Consider the following 19894-nt stretch of genomic DNA (forward strand, 5'->3'; position numbering starts at 1 on the left):
TGCCATTATCCCTTTCTTCCACAGATAAAAGGGAATCCCCTCCAGAATCCGCCTGTTGCTTCCCCCCAGGCGCTCCACTGCCTCCAGCATGGAATATGTCCGCACCATGGACATGCTGTCGTTCAGGTTCTCCCAGATCTCAGCCGCCAGCCCCTCAGTCTCCGCGCTCCGATCCGCCCCTGCGCCTTCCCTTCCGGCCTCATCCGGCTGCCTCGTACCCGGCTCCCATGCCGCTGCATCGCCCCCGGCTCCCGCGCCCTCATCCCAGGGCAGGAAAGCCTGCGTGACGATTTTTTTCAGCTTGAAGAACCAGTGCCCGGACTCCACGCCGTCATAGGCTGCCAGGGCTTCCACCCGCTCACGCAGGCTCTCCCTGCTCCTGCACCAGTCCGATATGGCACGGAGCACATGTCCCTCCAAGTCGCTGCGCCCCATCATGGCGTTGCACATCTTTACATAGTGCTCCCGCTCCGCCGGCGCCGCTTTGGGCATGCGCTCCACCACAGCCTTGACCATCTCCTGGCTGACGAACATCTGCTGCGCCTTCCAGTCAAAGCTGTCGAACCACTTCCAGGCCAAATCGCCCTCTCCCAGCATGGCCGCCGCCCGAATCCCATTCCCCAGCACATTGCTGCGGTTGTGTTCTTCAAAACATACGTTCGTGATGGTGGTGACGAATCCCATAAAGGACTCCTCATCCCTCAGATAATCCTGATAGCCCTCCCAATAATATTTCACATACTCCAGAACCTTCTCATAATTCCCCCGCTCCGTATAAGCTGTGGCCAGATATCCGGCAATGAGATCCTTCACCATCTTGTCAGGCCTGTCATGCTTCAGGTACAGCTCTCCCTTCTCTATCGCCTCGTCATACCAGCACAGATTCATATAGCAGCTGATTTCATTGCCGAAAAGAGAGGACAGGAAGTATTCATCGCTGATCTTTCCTTTCTCAAACAGCGCGATGGCCTCCAGGGACATATCCAGGGATTTATTGTACTCGTCCAGCACATTGTACTCCTGAGCCAGCTGCAGCGTATGCTTCATATTCCCCGGGTCTGCCGCGTGCTCCTCCAAAAGGAGGCTGATGTTCCGCATGGAATGGGCCCTGGACTCCTTCTCGGATGCGTATACATAGCCAAAATGGTGCACGAAAATATTGAACTTCTTCGTCCGGCCGCTGACCCTGTTGAAGCACTCATGGATACGATAGATGAACCTGGTGTCGGGATGCAGCTTCGTCATCCGGCCCACCAGCAAGTCCGTGTACACGCTGCCGTTCTTCTCCAGATAGTTCCTCTGGGTATACACGGCCATCCCGTACTCTTTATATTCACCGGAGCCAAAGAAGTCAATCATCTCCGTGACATCATTGAACCACTCGTCGTCGTCCAGAAAGAGGAACCATTCCCCCCTCGCCTTCTCCAGCCCCGCGTTGCGGGCCTTGGAGAAATCCTTGCACCACTCGAACTCTATAATCTGATCCGTATATTCCTCGATGATGCTCCGCACCTGCTCCCCGCATCCCGTGTCCACCAGGATAAGCTCCGATGGGACATTCTCCAGCAGAGGCTTCACGGAGTCCAGGCATTTCCTCACAGTGTCCGGACGGTTGGATATCAAGATTGATATGGTAAGTAGAATCTGCCTGCTCATGGGTATTTTGTCCTCCCTGGTTTCTTGCATTTATACTGCGCACCGATTAAACTTGCAGTGCGACCCGACTGCAGACCGCCAGCCAGGTACTTTCCCGGAGACACCACTGTAAATCCCGGCGGTCTGCAGTATAAAATTCGTATCAATCATATAGTAAGCAGAGGAACATTCATTATGGCAAAATATCTGGTAATCGTAGAGTCACCGGCGAAAGTGAAGACTATCAAGAAATTCTTAGGCTCCAACTATCAAGTGGCTGCCAGCAACGGACATGTCCGCGACCTCCCCAAGAGTTCCCTGGGGATAGACGTGGAGCATGACTATGAGCCTAAGTACATCACCATCCGCGGAAAGGGCGACATCCTGGCGAACCTGCGCAAGGAAGTCCGCAAAGCCGAGAAAATCTATCTTGCAACCGACCCTGACCGGGAGGGGGAGGCCATCTCCTGGCATCTGCTCTATGCCCTGAAGCTGGAGGAGAAGCTGAAGGAGAAGAAGGTCTACCGCATCACCTTCAATGAGATCACCAAGAACGCGGTGAAGGAATCCTTAAAGAACGCCAGGGAGATCAACATGAACCTGGTGGACGCCCAGCAGGCCCGCCGCATGCTGGACCGCATGGTGGGCTACCGCATTTCCCCTTTATTATGGAAGAAAGTCAAACGGGGCCTGAGCGCCGGGCGGGTGCAGTCCGTGGCCCTGCGCATCATCTGCGACAGGGAGGAGGAGATCGACGCCTTCATCCCGGAGGAATACTGGACCCTGGACGTGAACCTAGACGTGAAGGGGGAGAAGAAGCCCATCTGCGCGAAGTACTACGGAAGTGTAGGTGAAAAGAAAGGCATAGCCTGCAAGGAGGAGGCCGACAGGATCATGGCTTCCCTGAAAGGCGCGGAATACACCGTCAGGGAGGTGAAGAAGGGAGAGCGGCACAAGAAGCCGCCCCTGCCCTTTACCACATCCACCCTCCAGCAGGAGGCCAGCCGGGCCCTGAACTTCTCCACCCAGAAGACCATGCGCCTGGCCCAGCAGCTCTACGAGGGCGTGGACATAGAGGGGGAGGGCACCGTAGGCCTGATCACCTACCTGCGTACCGACTCCACACGTGTCTCCAGGGAGGCCGAGGACATGGCGGCAGAGTTCATCGCCGCCCAGTACGGCAAAAAGTACCTGGCGGAGGCCGCTGGGGAGAAGAAGAACAGCCAGAAGATACAGGACGCCCATGAGGCCATCCGCCCCACGGATCTGAACCGGATTCCCACTGCAATCAAGGAGCAGCTGCCCAGAGACCTGTTTAGGCTCTATCAGCTGGTCTGGAAGCGCTTCGTGGCCAGCCGCATGAGCCCGGCGGAATACGAGACCACATCCGTCCGGATTCAGGCGGCAGACCAGATTTTCGCGGTGTCCGCCTCGGCGCTGAAGTTCGAGGGCTTCTTGAGCGTATACAGCCCTGCCGACGAGGAGAAGGAGGAGAACGCCCTGACCGTGGGCCTTAGCAAGGACAGCGTCCTCACCTTCGCCTCCTTCGACCCGAAGCAGCACTTCACCCAGCCCCCGGCCCATTACACCGAGGCGTCTCTGGTGCGGGCCCTGGAGGAACTCGGCATCGGTCGCCCCAGCACCTACGCCCCGACTATCACTACCATCCTGGCCAGGCGCTATGTGGTGAAGGAGGAGAAGAACCTCTATGTCACGGAGCTGGGCGAGGTGGTGAACCACATGATGAAGGAGGCATTCCCCTCCATCGTGGACGTACACTTCACCGCCAGCATGGAGGCTTTGCTGGACGGCGTGGAAGAGGGGGGCGTGAAGTGGAAGACGGTGGTGTCGAACTTCTACCCCGACTTGGACCAGGCGGTACAGTCGGCGGAGAAGGAGCTGGCGGAGGTGTCCATCGCGGACGAGGTCAGCGATGAGGAATGCGACCTCTGCGGCCGGATGATGGTGATCAAGTACGGCCCCCACGGCAGGTTTCTGGCCTGCCCCGGCTTCCCGGAGTGCCGCAACACTAAGCCCTACTTCGAGAAGATCGGCGTGGCCTGTCCCAAGTGCGGCAAGGACGTGGTGCTGAAGAAGACCAAGAAGGGCAGGAAGTACTACGGCTGCATCGACAATCCGGAATGCGACTTCATGTCCTGGCAGAAGCCCTCCGGAGAGAACTGCCCCCGCTGCGGCGGGCCCCTTTTGATCAAGGGGAACAAGCTGGTGTGCAGCGATGCCCAGTGCGGCTACCATATTCTGTCTGAATTGTCAAACAAATCTGGCTAAATGCGAAAATTTTGACTGTTTGTGCATTGTAATCTGATTTTATTTGTGATATGATAGGATTGCATATGAACTGACGGTCAGGAATGGGGGAGTCTGCCATCCGCGGGCCGGTGTGGTGCATGGGACAAAAGCGGAGGAAGGCGAATGAGTAGCGTACAGCTTCTGGATAAGACCAGAAAAATCGGTAAACTGTTGCACAATAACAATTCCAGCAAGGTGGTGTTCAACGACATCTGCAAGGTGATGCGTGAAATCCTGGAGTCCAATGTGCTGGTCATCAGCCGCAAGGGCAAGGTGCTGGGGGTGGGCAAGTCAGAGGGGATCGATTCCATTACCGAGCTGATAGACGAGAATGTGGGCGGCTTCGTGGATGCCATGCTCAATGAAAGGCTCCTGGGCGTGCTTTCCACCAAGGAGAACGTGAACCTGGAGACATTGGGGTTCGAGAGCCCGGATATCCGCAGGTTCCAGGCAATCATCACGCCGATTGAGATCGCGGGCGAGAGGCTGGGGACGCTCTTCATCTACAAATGCGACAGGCAGTACGAGATAGACGATATCATCCTCTGCGAGTACGGCACTACGGTGGTGGGGCTGGAGATGCTCCGGGCCATCAACGAGGAGAGCGCGGAGGAGAGCCGCAAGGTGGCGGTGGTAAAATCCGCGATCAGCACCCTTTCCTTCTCCGAGATGGAGGCCGTCACCCATATCTTCGACGAGCTGAACGGCATGGAGGGGATTCTGGTGGCCAGCAAGATTGCGGACAGGGTGGGGATCACCCGCTCCGTCATCGTCAATGCCCTGCGCAAATTCGAGAGCGCGGGTGTGATAGAGTCCCGGTCCTCGGGCATGAAGGGGACATATATCAAGGTGCTCAACGATGTGCTGTTCGACGAGATAGAGGAGCTGAAGCGCCAGAGCCAGCGTGGGCAGTAGAGCATACACGACAAAAAGATAAAAGACTACAAGCCAAAAGGATTTGGGAGGCCCGGGCGGCCGAAATGTAGGGAGAGATAAAGGGATTTATTGAAAAGGGCAATAAGTCCCTTTTTATATGTTCCTGATGAGCCCGGAATCCTGCTATTCCGAAAAAATCTGTGGGAAATTCAGTAATTTCGTATTAGGGTATTGTTTTTTTCGCGGAAAGATATTACAATAGGTTAATGTGGAGAAAGCGTGCATTGATTCTTGCTTTGATTACATAGAGATAATCGGGAACAGAAAGGAGAATATCATGTTTCAATCAAAGGTATTCGATTATGTGAATGTACTGGACAGAGCGGCAGACGCCAGCTGGATGCGCAATGAAGCGATCGGGAATAATCTTTCCAATGTAGACACGCCGGGATATAAGAGACAGGATGTGGCATTTGAGGATGTGCTCAGGCAGGCTCTGGGCAAGAGCACTTACAGATCCATGGATGCCAAGGTGTCCGGCCTGGATTTGAGGAGGCTGACGGGCAAGGTCTATACGGATCACGCGGCCTTTTCCTACCGCCTGGACGGAAACAATGTGGATCCGGATACGGAGGGCGTCATGCTGGCGCAGAACCAGTTGAAGTATCAGGGCCTCATAACCAGCATCAACCAGGAATTCACCAATCTGCAGACGGTGATGAAGTAAGAGAAGAGGAGATAGGAAAATGGGTTTGTTTTCTGCTTTCAATATCAATGCCACCGGCATGACGGCGGAGAGATACCGCATGGACATCATTTCGGAGAACGTGGCCAATGCCAATACCACCCGCACGGCGGACGGAAGCCCTTACCGCCGCAAAGTGGTATCCTTTGAGGAGAAGACCGAGAGGCGGCCGTCCTCCTTCAGCCACATATTCAACAAGACGCTCCATGAGCACAATGGTTTCGTGCAGCAGACCGGCACGGGCGTACGGGTGTCCGGCGTGTACGAAGATCATGTCACGGAGATGAACATGGCCTACGACCCCTCCCATCCGGATGCGGACGAGAACGGCTATGTGACCTACCCCAATGTGAACATCATCACGGAGATGACCAATATGATAGATGCCAGCCGCGCCTATGAAGCGAACTCTACCGCATTCAACGCCACAAAGGCCATGGCACAGAAAGGGCTGGAGATAGGGTCTTAAGCCCCGGAAAGGCATAGGGAACCTGCGGGAGCGCGGAAATAGTGAGTGAAGGAGACATACATATTATGGATTTAGCGGCGATAACAGGCCTGGAGAGGGTTTCGGGCTTAAATGGCGTAACTTCATCAGGGGGCGTAGAGCGCACATCCCTGACCGGAACCCTGACGGATAAAGAGGAGAAGGTGGAGGGCAGTCTGTTCGATGCGTTCCTGAACAGTGCCATTGACAATATAAAGACGACTAACAGCTATCTCTCCAAGGCGGAGGATGAAAAAATCAGGTTTGCCATGGGCGAGACGGAGAATTTCCATGACCTGACCATAGCCCTGCAGAAAGCGTCCACAGCCCTGCAGTACACTGTGGCTGTCCGGGACAGACTGCTGGATGCCTACAAGGAACTGATGCAGATGCAGATCTGACGGATGGTTCCCGTGAGAAAGGTGCGGGGGCAGGCATGAAAGGCATGGAATTTAGAAATGACTAGGAGAGAAGCACCATGGCTGAGAAGCTAAAAGAATTACCGGGCAAAGCGCTGGAGTGGTGGAATAAATTTACGAGCAGGCAGAAGACGATTATCATAGCCATTGTCGCAATCGTAATATTTACTTTTGCCATCATCGTTTATACGTTTTCCAGGCCCCAGTACACAAGGCTCGGTACATATGAGAGCAGCAAGACCGCTGCGGAGATTGTAAAGATATTGGATGATGCCGGCATCACGCACAAAGAGAGCACGGACGCGATGACGATCGATGTGCTTACCAGCCAGCTGTCCCAGGCCAACCTGGCAATCGCCACGGAAGGATATGTGCCGGACAGCCTGAAATACACCGATGTCGTAGAGACGGGCATGTCCGTCACGTCATCGGATCGTGAGGCCATGCAGACGACTTTCTACGAGCACCAGCTGGAGAACATGTTCTCCAAGACCATGCCGGTAAAGGATGTCAGCATCAAAATAAACAGGGCATCCAATTCCGGGAGGCTGAGCGATTCCGATACAGATGCCTACGCCACCATCACGGTGACGGTGACGGATGACTTCAACGCGGCCAACGCCACGGCCATGGCCAAGGCAGCAGCCACCGCGCTGGGCAATGACAGCACGGCGAACATCACCATCATCGATCAGAACTTCAACCTGCTGTTCGCCGGAGGGGACGACTATTCCTCCATGGGGATTGCCAGCTCCATGCAGGAGCTGCAGACCCAGGCGGAGGCCATGGTGACCAATCAGGTGAAGAAGGTTCTGATTGGTACGAAGCAGTTCAATGAGGTGGAGGTAAGCAGCCATCTTTCTGTGGATTTTTCCGACTACAACAAGAAGGTGACCGAGTATTACGCCAATGAGGGCCGGGAGGTCGGCATGCCCAGCCATGAGGACACCTTTACCACCGAGAGCGACGGCAGCGTAGCCGGGATACCCGGCACGGATTCCAACACGGAGAACGACAACTACACCGGATACGATTATCTGGGCACAGGAGGCGGCAGCAGCTCATCAGAGGAGCGGTCTGTGGATTACCAGAACAATATGTCCGAGACCAATACCGTCACCCCGGCGGGGAGCATCGATTACGATAATTCTTCCATATCTGTAGCGCTGATCAAATATCGTGAATATTATGAAGAGAATGTGGAGAGGCAAGGGCTCCTGGAGGGAATCACCTGGGAAGAGTTCAAGGAAAACAACCGGGCGGATGTCAAGCAGGAAGTGGACGCAGATGTCGTCCAGATGGTAGCCTATGCCAGCGGAATCGATGCCAGCAGGGTCGTGGTGGTCTCCTATGAATCCCCCCTGTTCTATGACAAGGAGGGCTTTTTCGAGACTGTAGATACCACGGATATCCTGAGCATCGTGATGATCGTACTGATTCTGGGCCTGCTGGCCTTTGTGATCCTGCGCAGCATGGGCACGAAGAAGAAAGCGGCCGTGGAGGAGGAGCCGGAGCTGTCCGTGGAGGATATGCTGCAGTCCACGCCTCCGGAGCCTGAGGTGGAGAACATCGATGTGGAGACGAAATCCGACACCCGCAAGCTGGTGGAGAAGTTCGTGGACGAGAATCCCGAGGCGGCGGCGAACCTGCTGCGCAACTGGCTGAACGAGGACTGGAGCTGACAGGGAAGAAGAGCATTTCAATGGAAATGAGGTACATATATGCCAAATAGTGCGACAAGCGAAATGGGATTCAAGGGGGTCCAGAGAGCGGCCATCCTGCTGATTTCCCTGGGGCCGGAGCGCTCTGCCGGAATTTTCAAACATTTAAAAGAAGAAGAGATTGAGGAGATGACGCTGGAGATCGCCAATATCAGAAGCGTGACGCCTCAGGTGAAGGAAGCGGTCATCACCGAGTTCTACGAGCTGTGCCTGGCCCAGCAGTACATCGCGGAGGGCGGCATCGGCTATGCAAAGGATCTGCTGGAGAAGGCGCTGGGCTCCGAGAAGGCCATGGACGTCATCGGCAAGCTGACGGCGTCCCTGCAGGTGAAGCCTTTCGAATTCGTGCGCAAGACGGATGCCACCCAGCTGATCAACTTCATCCAGGACGAACATCCCCAGACCATCGCCCTGATACTGTCCTATCTGGCTCCCAGCCAGTCGGCGCTGGTGATGTCTGCCCTGCCGCCGGAGAGACAGGCCGATGTGGCCAGGCGTATCGCCGTCATGGACCGCACCAGCCCGGACATCATCAAGGAGGTGGAGAAGGTGCTGGAGTCCAAGCTGGCAAGCCTTGTGAACCAGGACTACACCATCATCGGCGGCGTGGACGCTGTGGTGGAGATTCTGAATACGGTAGACCGCGGCACGGAGCGCCATATCATGGAGACTCTGGAAGTGGAAGCGCCGGAGCTGGCGGAGGAGATCAGGAAGAAGATGTTCGTGTTCGAGGATATCCTGCTCCTGGACGACAGGGCCATCCAGCGCGTGCTGCGTGACGTGGAGAACAACGACCTTACCATGGCCATGAAGAGCACCAAGGACGAGGTGAAGGAGGCAATCTTCAACAACATGTCCAAGCGTCTGGCCGTCATGATCAAGGAAGACATGGACTTCATGGGCCCTGTGCGCATGAAGGATGTAGAGGAAGCCCAGCAGAAGATCGTCAATGTCATCAGGAAGCTGGAGGATTCCGGCGAAATCGTGATTTCCAGAGGCGGAGGTGACGAAATCGTTGTCTAGTAATCTGGTAAAACAATTCTTCATGACATTGCCAGAGGATAAAGAGAAGCTGGTAATCGACAATAACGACCGGATCCGCAGACGGCTGGAGGAACTCTCCAGAGGCGAGGGGAATCCGGAGGGCGGGTTCGTGTCCGGACTCGCCATAGCGGATGTGATAGAGGCGCCGGAGGATGCCACCGGAAATGTCATCAAGGCCCAGGACGAGGCAAAGGAGCTGCTGGAGCAGTCCAGGGCGGAGGCGGAAGAGCTGCGCGCCCAGGCTCAGGCGGAGGCGGAGCGCATCCTGGAGGAGGCAAGGGCCCAGGCCCAGGCGGAGAAGCAGCAGGTATTGGAGCAGGCGAAGCAGCAGGGATACATGGAGGGCATGAGTAGGGCCCAGGCCCATGAGGGCGCCATGGAGCAGGAGTACCAGGAGAAGGCCAGGCTGCTGGAGGAGGAATATGAGCAGCAGATAGAGATGCTGGAGCCCAATCTGGTAGAAGCCATTACGGGAATCTATGAGCATATCTTCCATGTGGAGCTGTCCTCCTACCGGGAGATACTGATGGGCCTGATTTCCGATGTGCTGCACAAGCTGGACGGGAGCAGGAGCTTCATCATCCATGTGTCAAAGGATGATTACGCCTATGTGAACATGCAGAAGAAGCAGATGCTGACAGGCGCTGTCTCCGAGAGCGTCAGCGTGGACGTGGTGGAGGATGCCACCGTCGGCCGGAACGAGTGCATGATCGAGACGGAGAACGGCATCTTTGACTGCGGGCTGGGCACACAGCTGTCGGAGCTGAAAAAGAGGCTCAGGCTGCTCGCCTGGTCAAGGGAGGAATGATTCTTTGCGGCAGGTTACTGTGGACTTCGCAAAATATGATAGATTGAATGAGGAAACCTTCTATAAGAAGAAGGGCAAGGTCGTCAATGTGGTGGGGCTGACCATCGAGTCCGCCGGGCCTGATGCCAGGCTTGGGGATATCTGCGAAATCGTGCCGGAGGGCGGCGAGAAGCCCATTCTGGCGGAGGTGGTAGGCTTCAAGGACAGGAAGACCCTGCTGATGCCTTACGACAATGTGGACGGCATCGGCCTGGGCTGTATCGTGGAGAACACGGGCAATCCCCTGCGGGTGCCGGTCAGCGAGGCCTTGCTTGGCAAAGCGCTGAACGGGCTGGGAGTTCCGGTGGACGGGACACAGTTCGATGGCGTGCCGTATTTGGTGGAGGCTGCGCCCCCCGACCCCATGAGCAGGAAGATCATCGATTCCGTGCTTCCCCTGGGCGTGAAGGCCGTGGACGGCCTGATTACCGTGGGCAAGGGCCAGCGTATCGGCATATTCGCCGGCTCCGGCGTGGGAAAGTCCACCTTGATGGGAATGTTCGCCCGCAATACCAAGGCGGATATCAATGTCATCGCCCTTATCGGGGAGCGGGGCAGAGAGGTGCGCGAATTCATAGAGAGGGATCTGGGCGAGGAGGGCATGCGCCGCTCGGTGGTGGTGGTGGCCACCTCCGACAGGCCGGCCCTGGAGAGGAACAAGGCGGCGAAGACCGCCACGGCCATCGCGGAGTATTTCCGGGACAGGGGCAAGGATGTGCTGCTTATGATGGATTCACTGACCCGTTTCTCCATGGCCCAGAGGGAGATTGGTCTGGCCAGCGGCGAGCCGCCGGTGACGAGAGGATATCCCCCCAGCGTATATTCGGAGATGCCCAAGCTCCTGGAGCGGGCCGGATGCGCGGCAAGGGGTTCCATCACAGGCCTGTATACGGTGCTGGTGGACGGGGACGACTTCAACGAGCCCATCACCGACACGGCCCGGAGCATCCTGGACGGCCACATCATGCTGGACAGGAAATTAGGGCATAAGAACCACTATCCCGCCATAGATATCCTACAGAGCATTTCCAGGTGCATGTCCCAGATTGCGTCCAAGGAGCACAAGCAGGCCGCAGGGAAGCTGAAAAACGTCCTTGCCACCTACAATGAGGCGGAAGACCTGATCAATATCGGCGCGTACAAGAGCGGCAGCAACCAGTCCATCGACTACGCCATCTCCAAGATCGAGGCGGTGAATCAGTTCCTCTGCCAGGACGTGGACGAGAAATTCAGTTTTGAGGACAGTGTGGCAATGCTCCGGAGGCTGTTCTGAATCGGACAGAAGACGGCATAGTACGGTATGTGCGGTAAAGAGGGAATGAAATGGCGAGATTTCGATATTCCATGCAGAGCATTCTGAACATAAAGATGAAGATGGAGACCCAGGCGAAGCAGGAATTCTCCACGGCCCGGGCGGCCCTGGACGAGGAGGAGGAGCGCCTGCAGGCCCTGTACGACAGGAAGAGCGGCTATGAGGAGGCCGGGACGAAGCTGTTGTGCGGCACGCTGAAGCTGCGGGAGATCAATGAGAACAAGATGGCAATCCGATGCATGGAGGATTACATAGATAAGCAGCGTATCAGCGTGAACATGGCGGAAGAGAAGCTGGAGAGGGCCAGGGAGCGTCTTGCGGAAGTCAGGATGGAGCGCAAGACCCATGAGAAATTGAAAGAAAAGGCTTTCGATGCCTTCCTCATGGAGGAGAAGAGGCAGGAGAGCAAGGAGATAGATCAGCTGACCAGCTATACCTATGGGCAGCGCAGAAGTGAGGAGAGCGCAAGGAGCGTATCCGTTTAGGAGATTATCATATGGCAACAAAGGAATTGAACCCTGTGGCCGCGGCGGCAGAGGAGGAAAAGGCAAAGCTTAAGGAAGAGAAGAAGAAATTCCGGCAGGAGCAGAAGGCCCAGAAGAAGGAGGCCAAAAAGCGGGCGGCGGAGATTGCGAAGCAGGAGGAGGCATTGGGAGAGGACGGCGGCAACGGCCTTGTCACCTTTTTCGCGACCCTGCTGATTGTGATTCTGTGGCTGGCGATCGTCTGCGTGGTGATTAAGATGGACGTGGGCGGCTTCGGAAGCAGCGTCCTGACGCCCATCCTGAAGGATGTGCCTGTCATTAACAAGATACTGCCCTCCAAATCCCTTCCCGTCTCGGAGGAGAATACGGATTCCGAGAGCTACGGGGGATATGACAGCATGGAGGAGGCCGTGGCCTACATCAGGCAGCTGGAGCTGGAGCTGGAGAGGGAGCAGACATCCTCCAAGGATAAGGACACGCAGATTGACGGGCTGAAGGCGGAGGTGCTGCGCCTTCAGGAATTTGAGCAGAAACAGGCGGAATTCCAGCGCATCCAGACGGAATTCCTGGAGGAAGTGGTGTACTCGGAGAAGGGCCCCGGCCCGGAGGAGTACAAGAAGTTCTATGAGGCGGCGAACCCTGCCTCATGGGAATATGTCTACAGACAGGTAGTCACACAGCTGGAGGCGGATCAGGAAGTCCAGGATTACGCCAAGACCTATGCCGAGCTGAAGCCGAAACAGGCGGCTGGAGTCTTCGAGGAGATGACGGACAATTTGGATCTGGTGGCGAAGATACTGAATGCCATGTCCGTGGAGGACAGGGCGAAGATACTGGGGGCCATGGATGCCAGCGTGGCCGCGAAGCTCACGAAGATGATGGATCCGGACTCTTAAGGAACATATTTTCGGGGCCGACATATTATACTGCAGACCGCCGGGATTTACAGTGGTGGCTCCGGGAAAGTACTTGGCTGCGGTCTGCAGTCGGATTGCACTGCAAATTTAACCAGTGCGCAGTATAAATTGCGGGAGATATTCTGGCGGGAAAGCCACCGCCAGGGTATTCACATATATCCCAAATAAAAAGAGAAAGGAGGGTGAGGATGACGAGTACAGCAGTAAAGGAAGTCAGTTCGTTCTTCGCGAATATGACGGCTGCGCAGCCGGGCAGGAATGCCGCGGGAGCCGCAAGCTTCCAGAATATCTGGAACGATCAGATGAGCAGGAATGCCGATGCTTCCCCGGACAGCAGCAGAACGGGTGCTACAAAGAAGCAGGATGCCTCCACTGATCGGCTGCAGAGGGGGTCTTCCCTGAAGGCCAAGGAGAGCCAGACTGTGCAGGAGGAGACGCAGGTCTCCCAGGAATCTCAGGAAATCCAGGAACTGTCCCCTGAGGAGCAGCAACAGGCCATGGAAGTGCTGGGCAGTGCCGCGCTTCAGTTGATGCAGGAGATTGCGGACGCTTTCGGCATCACCATGGAGGAGCTTCAGGCCGCTATGGCCGATTTGGACATGGGCCAGCTGGATGTGCTGGATGCCTCTAAGCTCAGCGGGCTTCTGCTGAACCTGGGCGGTGCGGAGGATTTATCCGCGCTGGTCACGGACGGGGAGCTGTATGACACCTACCGCATGCTGATGAACCAGCTTGAGGGTGTGCTGCAGGAGAGCGCCGAGGCGCTGGAGACAGAGCCGGAGCAATTGCTCACGCTGCTCCAGGACGGATTCCAGGAGGAAGCGCCCGTGGAGGAAGGAACTGTCATTCAGCCACAGCAGCCTGAGGAAAAAGCGCAGCTTTTCAGAGAGGACCATAGGCCCGAGGAGGCACAGCAGGGCGTGGACACCGGCGATGGGCAGCAGGCGGTGCAGAGAGGGCAGGAGACCCGGGACGCACAGAACCAGGGTCAGGAGGGAGAGAAGCAGGAGAGGCATTCCGAGGGAAAATCCCAGAAGGAGCCGCAGATGAACCTGTTCCTGCAGAATCTCAGGGCAGAGCAGTTCCAGCCGGGAGTGGCCCAGGCGCAGAGCGTGGCCACAAGCAGTCCCTGGAGCGAGACGACACAGGACATCATGAACCAGATTCTGGATTACATGAAGCTCCAGCTGAACGCGGACAGCACGAACCTGGAGATGCAACTCCATCCCGCAAGCCTGGGGACGTTGCAGATACAGCTTGCTTCCAAGGCAGGAGTGGTCACGGCCAACTTCATCGCCCAGAACGAGACGGTGAAAGCGGCGTTGGAGACCCAGATGATACAGCTCAAGGAGCAGTTCGAGGAGCAGGGAATCCGGGTGGAATCTATCGAAGTCACAGTCCAGACCCATGAGTTCGAGCGGAACCTGGACGAACAGGGCCGGGGCAGGAACAACCAGCCGGAAAAGAAAGGCCGGGGCAGAAGGATCAATCTCGGCGGGGCAGTGTCCATGGAGGACGCGGAGGCGGAAGAGCCTGTGGCGGACAGGATGACTGCGGTGGGCAGTACGGTGGAGTACACCGCGTGAATGCTCTATTTCATTAATGAAGGAGTGCACGGAAACGTGTTTCCGGAGACGAAAAAAGATAAGAAAGGAGAAAGCAGATGAGCATATTGATGGCGCCCGTGAAAGACGGCAAGTTCGTGGAGACGGATACCCAGAACTCTTTGAAGAAGGCTACGTCCTCTGACAACAACGGCATGGACAAGGACGCGTTCCTGCAGCTCCTGGTAGCGCAGATGCAGTATCAGGATCCCCTGGAGCCTACCTCCAATACGGAGTACATTTCCCAGTATGCGCAGTTCTCGCAGGTAGAGCAGATGCAGAACATGGCAGCCACTTCAGAGCTGGCCAGGGCCACTTCTCTGGTGGGTCAGGAGGTCTATATCAAGACCACCAACTCAAAGGGAGAGCCCCAGTTGAAATACGGCAAGGTGGACTATGTGGTATTCGAGAACAACAAGGCATATCTTGCCATCGATGAGTCCCTCTATTCGCTGGAAGATTTGGATACCGTTGTGGATCTGGATTACAAGAACGCATTCGACAAGGCATACGACTTCACGGTAGAGCTGAATAAGCTTCCTGTGATAAGCAGCATCGACCTGTCCTATGCAGAGAAAATCGACAAGCTGGAGAAGATTTATAACGAGATGACCGATTACGAGAAGAGCTTCCTGACAGACGAGAACGTGGAGAAGCTGAAGAAGTACATCGAGAAGCTGAAGGAAGTGCGCGAGGCCGCAGGCGAGGGCAACGATGAAGGCGAGGACAAGGACGAGCCTGATACCGAAGGGACAGAGGGCACCGAAGGAACCGACGGAAGCGGCGGAGCGTAAACGGCATCACTGGCAGCGGAATTTCCTGTCAGGACAAAAAGGAGCATACAGGGATGGATATTCAGAACAATGGCTATATGTCCATTGCGCAGCTGACGGATCAGTATCTGGGCAAAGCTCAGAAGATGCCGGTCCGGGAGACCAAGGATGGTCTGACCTTTCAGGATGTCCTGCAGCGTAAGGCACAGCCCGGAGACTGCAGCCTTAAGTTTTCCAAGCATGCCATGGGCAGGCTGTCTGACCGCAATATCGAGCTGAGCGACAATCAGCTGGAGCGGCTGGCATCGGGTACAAGGAAGGCGGAGCAGAAGGGCATCAGGGATTCGCTGGTGATTGTAGATTCGCTGGCATTCATTGTGAACGTGCCGAACCAGACAGTGGTCACAGCAATGGACAGTACGCAGACAGATGAGAACATATTTACGAACATCAACGGGGCAGTTATCATGTGACCGGACCTCAAGGGGGTCATGAGCCCCTCGAATGACAGAGAGGGGCATGCTTCGTTGAAAGACATTTACCAATCAACATGTATAGCGAGTGGGCGCTTCCGGAATGCCGCACCAGAAAGGGCAGACGGATGCACTCACGAGTATAGGAGGAAGCAAGCACTATGATGAGATCGCTTTTCTCTGGCGTGTCGGGACTGAAGACACACCAGACCAGAATGGACGTTATCGGTAACAATATCGCCAACGTGAACACGGTAGCCTACAAATACAGCACCATGACGTTCGCGTCATTGATGAGCCAGACCACCCAGAGGGCCAGCGGCGCCAATGCCACTACTGGTACGGGCGGCGTCAACGCAAGGCAGATCGGCCTGGGCGTGAAGACCAGCGCCATCAATATCAATATCACGGCCCAGGGCGCAAGCCAGTCCACGGGTAATCCCTTTGACATCATGATCACGGGGGAGAACTTCTTCGTAGTCAGCGACGGCAAGCAGAATTACTTTACCAGGGACGGTTCCTTCTATGTGGACGGAGCGGGAAACCTGGCCATGACCAGCATCGGTTACAATGTCATGGGATGGCAGCCGGATATCGACCCGGAGACCGGGGAGGTGAGGGGCATCAAGAAGGATACGGTGTCCGCCCTGCGCATCATGAGCTCCGCCAATATGACTTATCCGCCTGAGGCTACCAGTGAGGCTTATATGTCCGGTATCATTGATTTGAACGATACGGATGTGACTTCTGACGGCGGTAAGGTGGTGAACCTGAATTTCTATGATTCATTGGGGTATACGTATACGGCTAAGTTTTCGTTTAAGCAGGATGAGGGAGTAAAAGATGCGAATGGCAATGTTACGACGGCGGCGGATCAATATAAGTATACGATGAAGCTTGTCGAACTTCAGGATTCCACAGGGGCGAAGGTGCCGGCAGGGAAATTGGCTGGGGCAAATGCGACTGACGAGCAGGAAGCTGCAGCTTACGCTGAATTAATGAATAAGCTGATGGGGACCAAACAGGTCATATTTGACAAGAAGACTGGTAAGATTTCGACATTTACGGAAGCGACAATTAATCCTGACGGCACTGTTACTGCTGGTACTCCTGTCGATCCGAAGAAGTTTGATTTGAATTTTCATGTATTAAATGATACTACTGCTAATCCACCTAGTGATGCAGGCAATTTCCAAAAGATTAACCTGGACATCTCCCAACTGACGACCTTCGACAACAAGGGAACCTCCACCGCGGGAGCCACCAACGGCAAAGACGACAAGTACAACACCGGCTCCGGCCGCCGCGTAGGCGCCCTGATCGGTGTGGCTATCCAGCAGAACGGTGAGATATACGCAAGCTACGACAACGGCATGACCAAGCTCTTGGGCCAGATTGCCACGGCCAGGTTCGCCAACGCGTCCGGTCTGGAGAAGCAGGCGGATAACCTGTACTCCGCCACACTGAACTCCGGCACCTTCGATGGCATCGGCGTGGACATCACCGCGGACGGTGGCTACATGTCCACTGGCCAGCTGGAGATGAGCAACGTGGATCTGTCCTCGGAGTTCACGGAGATGATCACCACACAGCGTGGCTTCCAGGCCAACAGCCGTATCATAACCGTGTCGGATACGCTCCTGGAAGAATTAACTAATCTGAAGCGATAAAATAGTTCTCGCAATATTAGTTAGAATATGCTATAATGTCCTTTGGCGGGGGGCAGCGGTCTGCCCCCCACATTCTTGTAAGAAGAGGCATCGAAGTGAAGAGGGGCATTCGGTATGATAGAAGTGACGAAGCTGAACGGCGTGAAGGTCCTCCTGAACCCACATCTGTTCGAAATCGTGGAGGAGACACCGGATACGGTGATTACCCTCACCACAGGAAAAAAAATAATTGTAAAAGAAAGTAGACAAGAGATCAAAAATCTTGTAATATTATATAGAAAGGGTATTTTTGCGGAATAATCAAAAGAAGCAAAAGGGTTAGGTGATTCTCGTGGATATTGCGTCTTTAATTGGTATTGTATTATGTTTTGCGATGATGCTGTACGGTATCATAGACGGGGCCGGCATCAACAACCTGGTGAAGGAGTACTGGAACTTCCCGTCAGCCATCATTACCTTTGGTGGCGCCTTTGCTGCCACGCTGACATCCTACAGCCTGGCGGATTACATAAGCGGCCTGAAGAGCTTCGCGCTGGTCTTCAAGGCACCGGCCATAAATACTGCCGAGATGATCCGCAAGATTATCGATCTGTCCAATGTGGCGCGTAAGGAAGGTCTGCTGTCCCTGGAGGAAGCCGCGGCGGATATGGACGATGCTTTCCTGAAGAAGGGCATCCTGCTCATGGTGGACGGCACGGATCCCGAGCTGGTCCGGGCCATCATGGAGACGGAGCTGGTCAGCATCGAGGGAAGACATAAGAACTGCATCAGCTTCTGGGATACATTGGGTGCTATGGGTCCTGCCTGGGGTATGATCGGTACGCTGATCGGTCTGGTAGATATGTTGTACCATATGGACAATGTAGCTACGCTGGGTCCTGCAATGGCTGTGGCCTTGATTACCACGTTCTACGGCTCGGTGCTTGCCAACGCCATCTGTACCCCGGTATCCAACAAGCTGAAGGCTGACAATGCGGTAGAGATGATGCTGAAAGAGGTCATGATTGAGGGGCTGCTGTCCATCCAGGCCGGCGAGAACCCGAGAGTCATCGAAGAGAAGCTGAAGTCCTTCCTGGCTCCTCAGGAGAGGGAGGCTGTATCCGGCTCAGACGCAGGGGGTGAGGAGTAATGGCAAAACGCAAAGAGGATACGCCCCCCGCCGGATCCCCGGCGTGGATGGCGACATTCAGTGACCTGATGAACCTCCTTCTCTGCTTTTTTGTCATGCTTTTCGCCATGTCCAGTATCGAGGAGGCCAAGCTGCAGGAATTCGTGGCTGCCATGAACAATACCTTCAGCGTGTTCGATGGCGGCGCCAGCGCCATCGGTGACGGCTTCCTTATCAGCAACGGCGTCAGCCAGCTCAATGAGCTTGACCAGTATATCAACAGCACCGGCAAGACGGCCGACAGCGAGACTGACGGAGAGGATTTCCAGGACTACGAGATGTCTCCGGAGGCCATGGAGGAGATTCTCCAGGACAAGATGCTGGAGGAGAACGAGGAGCGGGTGGAGGAAATCGAGGAGGTTCTGACCGAGAGCGACATCGCCGATGAGGTGGAGGTGAGCTTTACCGCCCAGTATGTGAAGCTGACCATGAACGGCGGTCTGCTGTTCGACTCGGGAAGTGCCCAGCTCAAGGATGACGCGAAGCTTATCATAGATAAGGTAGGGCTGATACTGGAGCGGTACGGGAATGCGGGCACCATAGAGATTGAGGGGCATACGGACAATGTGCCCATGAAGAGCGCCCAGTACCCCAGCAATGAGGAGCTGAGCAGCGCAAGGGCCCTGTCGGTGTTCTATTATCTGATGGACTCCACGACCTTGAATCCGCTGAACCTGAAGCATGCCGGGATGGGAGAGAGGGTGCCCATCGCCGACAACTCCACGCCGGAGGGCAGGAGCAGGAACAGAAGAGTCGAGATATTGATCTACAATCCGTCCCAGGGTTGATTCATAGCCAAAAAATGAGGGCAGAAGGAAGGGTTTTCGCGATATGAAAAAGAATTTGCTTAGTGTGCTGATACTGGTGCTGATGATTGTGAACATTGCGATGTCAGCGGTCATGATGATAAGCGTCACCGGCACGAACCAAAAGACGGCGGCTCTGATGGACAGCATCGGGACGGCGATGAATCTGGAATGGAACGGCCCGGGCAGTCCGGATGATGTGCCTCTGTCGGATTCCGAGACCTATAATGTAGGGACGATGACAGTCCACCTGGCCAATTCCCAGGTAGTGGGGGAGGACGGCACGGTCAGCACCAGCGACAAGCAGATGTACATCGTGTTCGATATCGCCCTTCTGCTGAACAAGACCCATGAGGATTACGAGTCCTACGGCGGAGAAGTCATGAGCCAGTATGACAGCATGATTAAGGATACCATCGAGGGCGTAGTCACCAATTATACGGAGGAAGAATGCCGCGCGGACTTCAGCGGCGCCATCAGGGACGAAATCCTTGCCGCCATCCAGGAAGATTTGTTCCACTCCAAAATCGTGTACGGCATCACGCTGAGCAATGTGAAATACGGCGGGGGCTGACGGAGAGGACGATATGTTCGGTATGACA

The 19894-nt window shown here is 55.4% G+C and carries 20 protein-coding genes; 19 read left to right on the plus strand and 1 reads right to left on the minus strand.

Annotated features, from left to right (window positions below; genetic code table 11):
* Window positions 1-1656, minus strand: a 1656-nt coding sequence (locus Q2B33_RS15865) for a glycosyltransferase (protein WP_300822947.1), incomplete at its 3' end; no start/stop codon positions are given.
* A gap of 174 nt (window positions 1657-1830) precedes the next feature.
* Between Q2B33_RS15865 and topA the strand changes: the two genes are divergently transcribed.
* From topA to Q2B33_RS15960, 19 genes are all read left to right on the plus strand, one after another.
* Complete coding sequence (topA, locus tag Q2B33_RS15870; RefSeq protein ID WP_300782127.1) at window positions 1831-3924, plus strand: type I DNA topoisomerase; 2094 nt, start codon at window positions 1831-1833, stop codon at window positions 3922-3924.
* Between the two features lie 144 nt (window positions 3925-4068).
* On the plus strand, window positions 4069-4860 hold the full coding sequence (codY, locus tag Q2B33_RS15875; protein ID WP_296473818.1) for a GTP-sensing pleiotropic transcriptional regulator CodY: 792 nt from the start codon (window positions 4069-4071) through the stop codon (window positions 4858-4860).
* A 298-nt stretch (window positions 4861-5158) separates the two neighbouring features.
* Window positions 5159-5548: a flagellar basal body rod protein FlgB gene (flgB, locus tag Q2B33_RS15880; protein ID WP_296473821.1), complete on the plus strand. Its 390-nt coding sequence runs from the start codon at window positions 5159-5161 to the stop codon at window positions 5546-5548.
* Between the two features lie 19 nt (window positions 5549-5567).
* Entirely contained in the window at window positions 5568-6035 is a 468-nt protein-coding gene (gene flgC, locus Q2B33_RS15885; RefSeq protein ID WP_296473823.1) for a flagellar basal body rod protein FlgC, read from the plus strand.
* A 65-nt stretch (window positions 6036-6100) separates the two neighbouring features.
* Window positions 6101-6454 carry a flagellar hook-basal body complex protein FliE gene (fliE, locus tag Q2B33_RS15890; RefSeq protein WP_296473825.1) on the plus strand — a complete coding sequence of 118 codons (354 nt, stop codon included), beginning with the start codon at window positions 6101-6103 and terminating at the stop codon, window positions 6452-6454.
* A 77-nt stretch (window positions 6455-6531) separates the two neighbouring features.
* A complete protein-coding gene (locus tag Q2B33_RS15895; RefSeq protein WP_300773223.1) occupies window positions 6532-8154 on the plus strand; it encodes a flagellar M-ring protein FliF C-terminal domain-containing protein in 1623 nt (540 codons plus the stop codon).
* Between the two features lie 39 nt (window positions 8155-8193).
* On the plus strand, window positions 8194-9216 hold the full coding sequence (fliG, locus tag Q2B33_RS15900; RefSeq protein ID WP_296460301.1) for a flagellar motor switch protein FliG: 1023 nt from the start codon (window positions 8194-8196) through the stop codon (window positions 9214-9216).
* A gap of 22 nt (window positions 9217-9238) precedes the next feature.
* On the plus strand, window positions 9239-10045 hold the full coding sequence (locus tag Q2B33_RS15905) for a FliH/SctL family protein (protein WP_300914104.1): 807 nt from the start codon (window positions 9239-9241) through the stop codon (window positions 10043-10045).
* Window positions 10046-10049: 4 nt separating this feature from the next.
* Window positions 10050-11357, plus strand: a complete 1308-nt coding sequence (gene fliI, locus Q2B33_RS15910; RefSeq protein ID WP_296473831.1) for a flagellar protein export ATPase FliI — start codon at window positions 10050-10052, stop codon at window positions 11355-11357.
* 50 nt (window positions 11358-11407) lie between these two features.
* Window positions 11408-11881, plus strand: coding sequence for a flagellar export protein FliJ (fliJ, locus tag Q2B33_RS15915; protein WP_296473833.1), 474 nt, complete (start codon window positions 11408-11410; stop codon window positions 11879-11881).
* Window positions 11882-11892: 11 nt separating this feature from the next.
* Window positions 11893-12777, plus strand: coding sequence for a MotE family protein (locus Q2B33_RS15920; RefSeq protein ID WP_300782131.1), 885 nt, complete (start codon window positions 11893-11895; stop codon window positions 12775-12777).
* A 209-nt stretch (window positions 12778-12986) separates the two neighbouring features.
* A complete protein-coding gene (locus Q2B33_RS15925; RefSeq protein ID WP_300782132.1) occupies window positions 12987-14384 on the plus strand; it encodes a flagellar hook-length control protein FliK in 1398 nt (465 codons plus the stop codon).
* 77 nt (window positions 14385-14461) lie between these two features.
* Window positions 14462-15196: a flagellar hook assembly protein FlgD gene (locus tag Q2B33_RS15930; protein WP_300782134.1), complete on the plus strand. Its 735-nt coding sequence runs from the start codon at window positions 14462-14464 to the stop codon at window positions 15194-15196.
* A gap of 53 nt (window positions 15197-15249) precedes the next feature.
* Window positions 15250-15648 (plus strand): TIGR02530 family flagellar biosynthesis protein, encoded by a 399-nt coding sequence (locus Q2B33_RS15935; RefSeq protein ID WP_296460318.1) that lies wholly within the window; start codon window positions 15250-15252, stop codon window positions 15646-15648.
* Window positions 15649-15809: 161 nt separating this feature from the next.
* The gene (locus tag Q2B33_RS15940; protein ID WP_300782136.1) at window positions 15810-17318 is read left to right on the plus strand and encodes a flagellar hook protein FlgE; all 1509 of its coding nucleotides are present in this window, start codon (window positions 15810-15812) and stop codon (window positions 17316-17318) included.
* Window positions 17319-17432: 114 nt separating this feature from the next.
* Window positions 17433-17618, plus strand: a complete 186-nt coding sequence (locus Q2B33_RS15945) for a flagellar FlbD family protein (RefSeq protein WP_120479846.1) — start codon at window positions 17433-17435, stop codon at window positions 17616-17618.
* A gap of 73 nt (window positions 17619-17691) precedes the next feature.
* On the plus strand, window positions 17692-18447 hold the full coding sequence (locus Q2B33_RS15950; RefSeq protein WP_330623629.1) for a motility protein A: 756 nt from the start codon (window positions 17692-17694) through the stop codon (window positions 18445-18447).
* Window positions 18447-19274 (plus strand): flagellar motor protein MotB, encoded by an 828-nt coding sequence (locus tag Q2B33_RS15955; protein ID WP_300766801.1) that lies wholly within the window; start codon window positions 18447-18449, stop codon window positions 19272-19274. Before Q2B33_RS15950 ends, Q2B33_RS15955 begins: the two co-directional genes overlap by 1 nt.
* Window positions 19275-19317: 43 nt before the next feature.
* Window positions 19318-19866: a hypothetical protein gene (locus Q2B33_RS15960; RefSeq protein ID WP_296473853.1), complete on the plus strand. Its 549-nt coding sequence runs from the start codon at window positions 19318-19320 to the stop codon at window positions 19864-19866.
* Window positions 19867-19894: the final 28 nt, after the last annotated feature.

Source organism: uncultured Acetatifactor sp., from assembly GCF_948601915.1.
In the GTDB taxonomy this organism is placed as follows: domain Bacteria; phylum Bacillota; class Clostridia; order Lachnospirales; family Lachnospiraceae; genus Acetatifactor.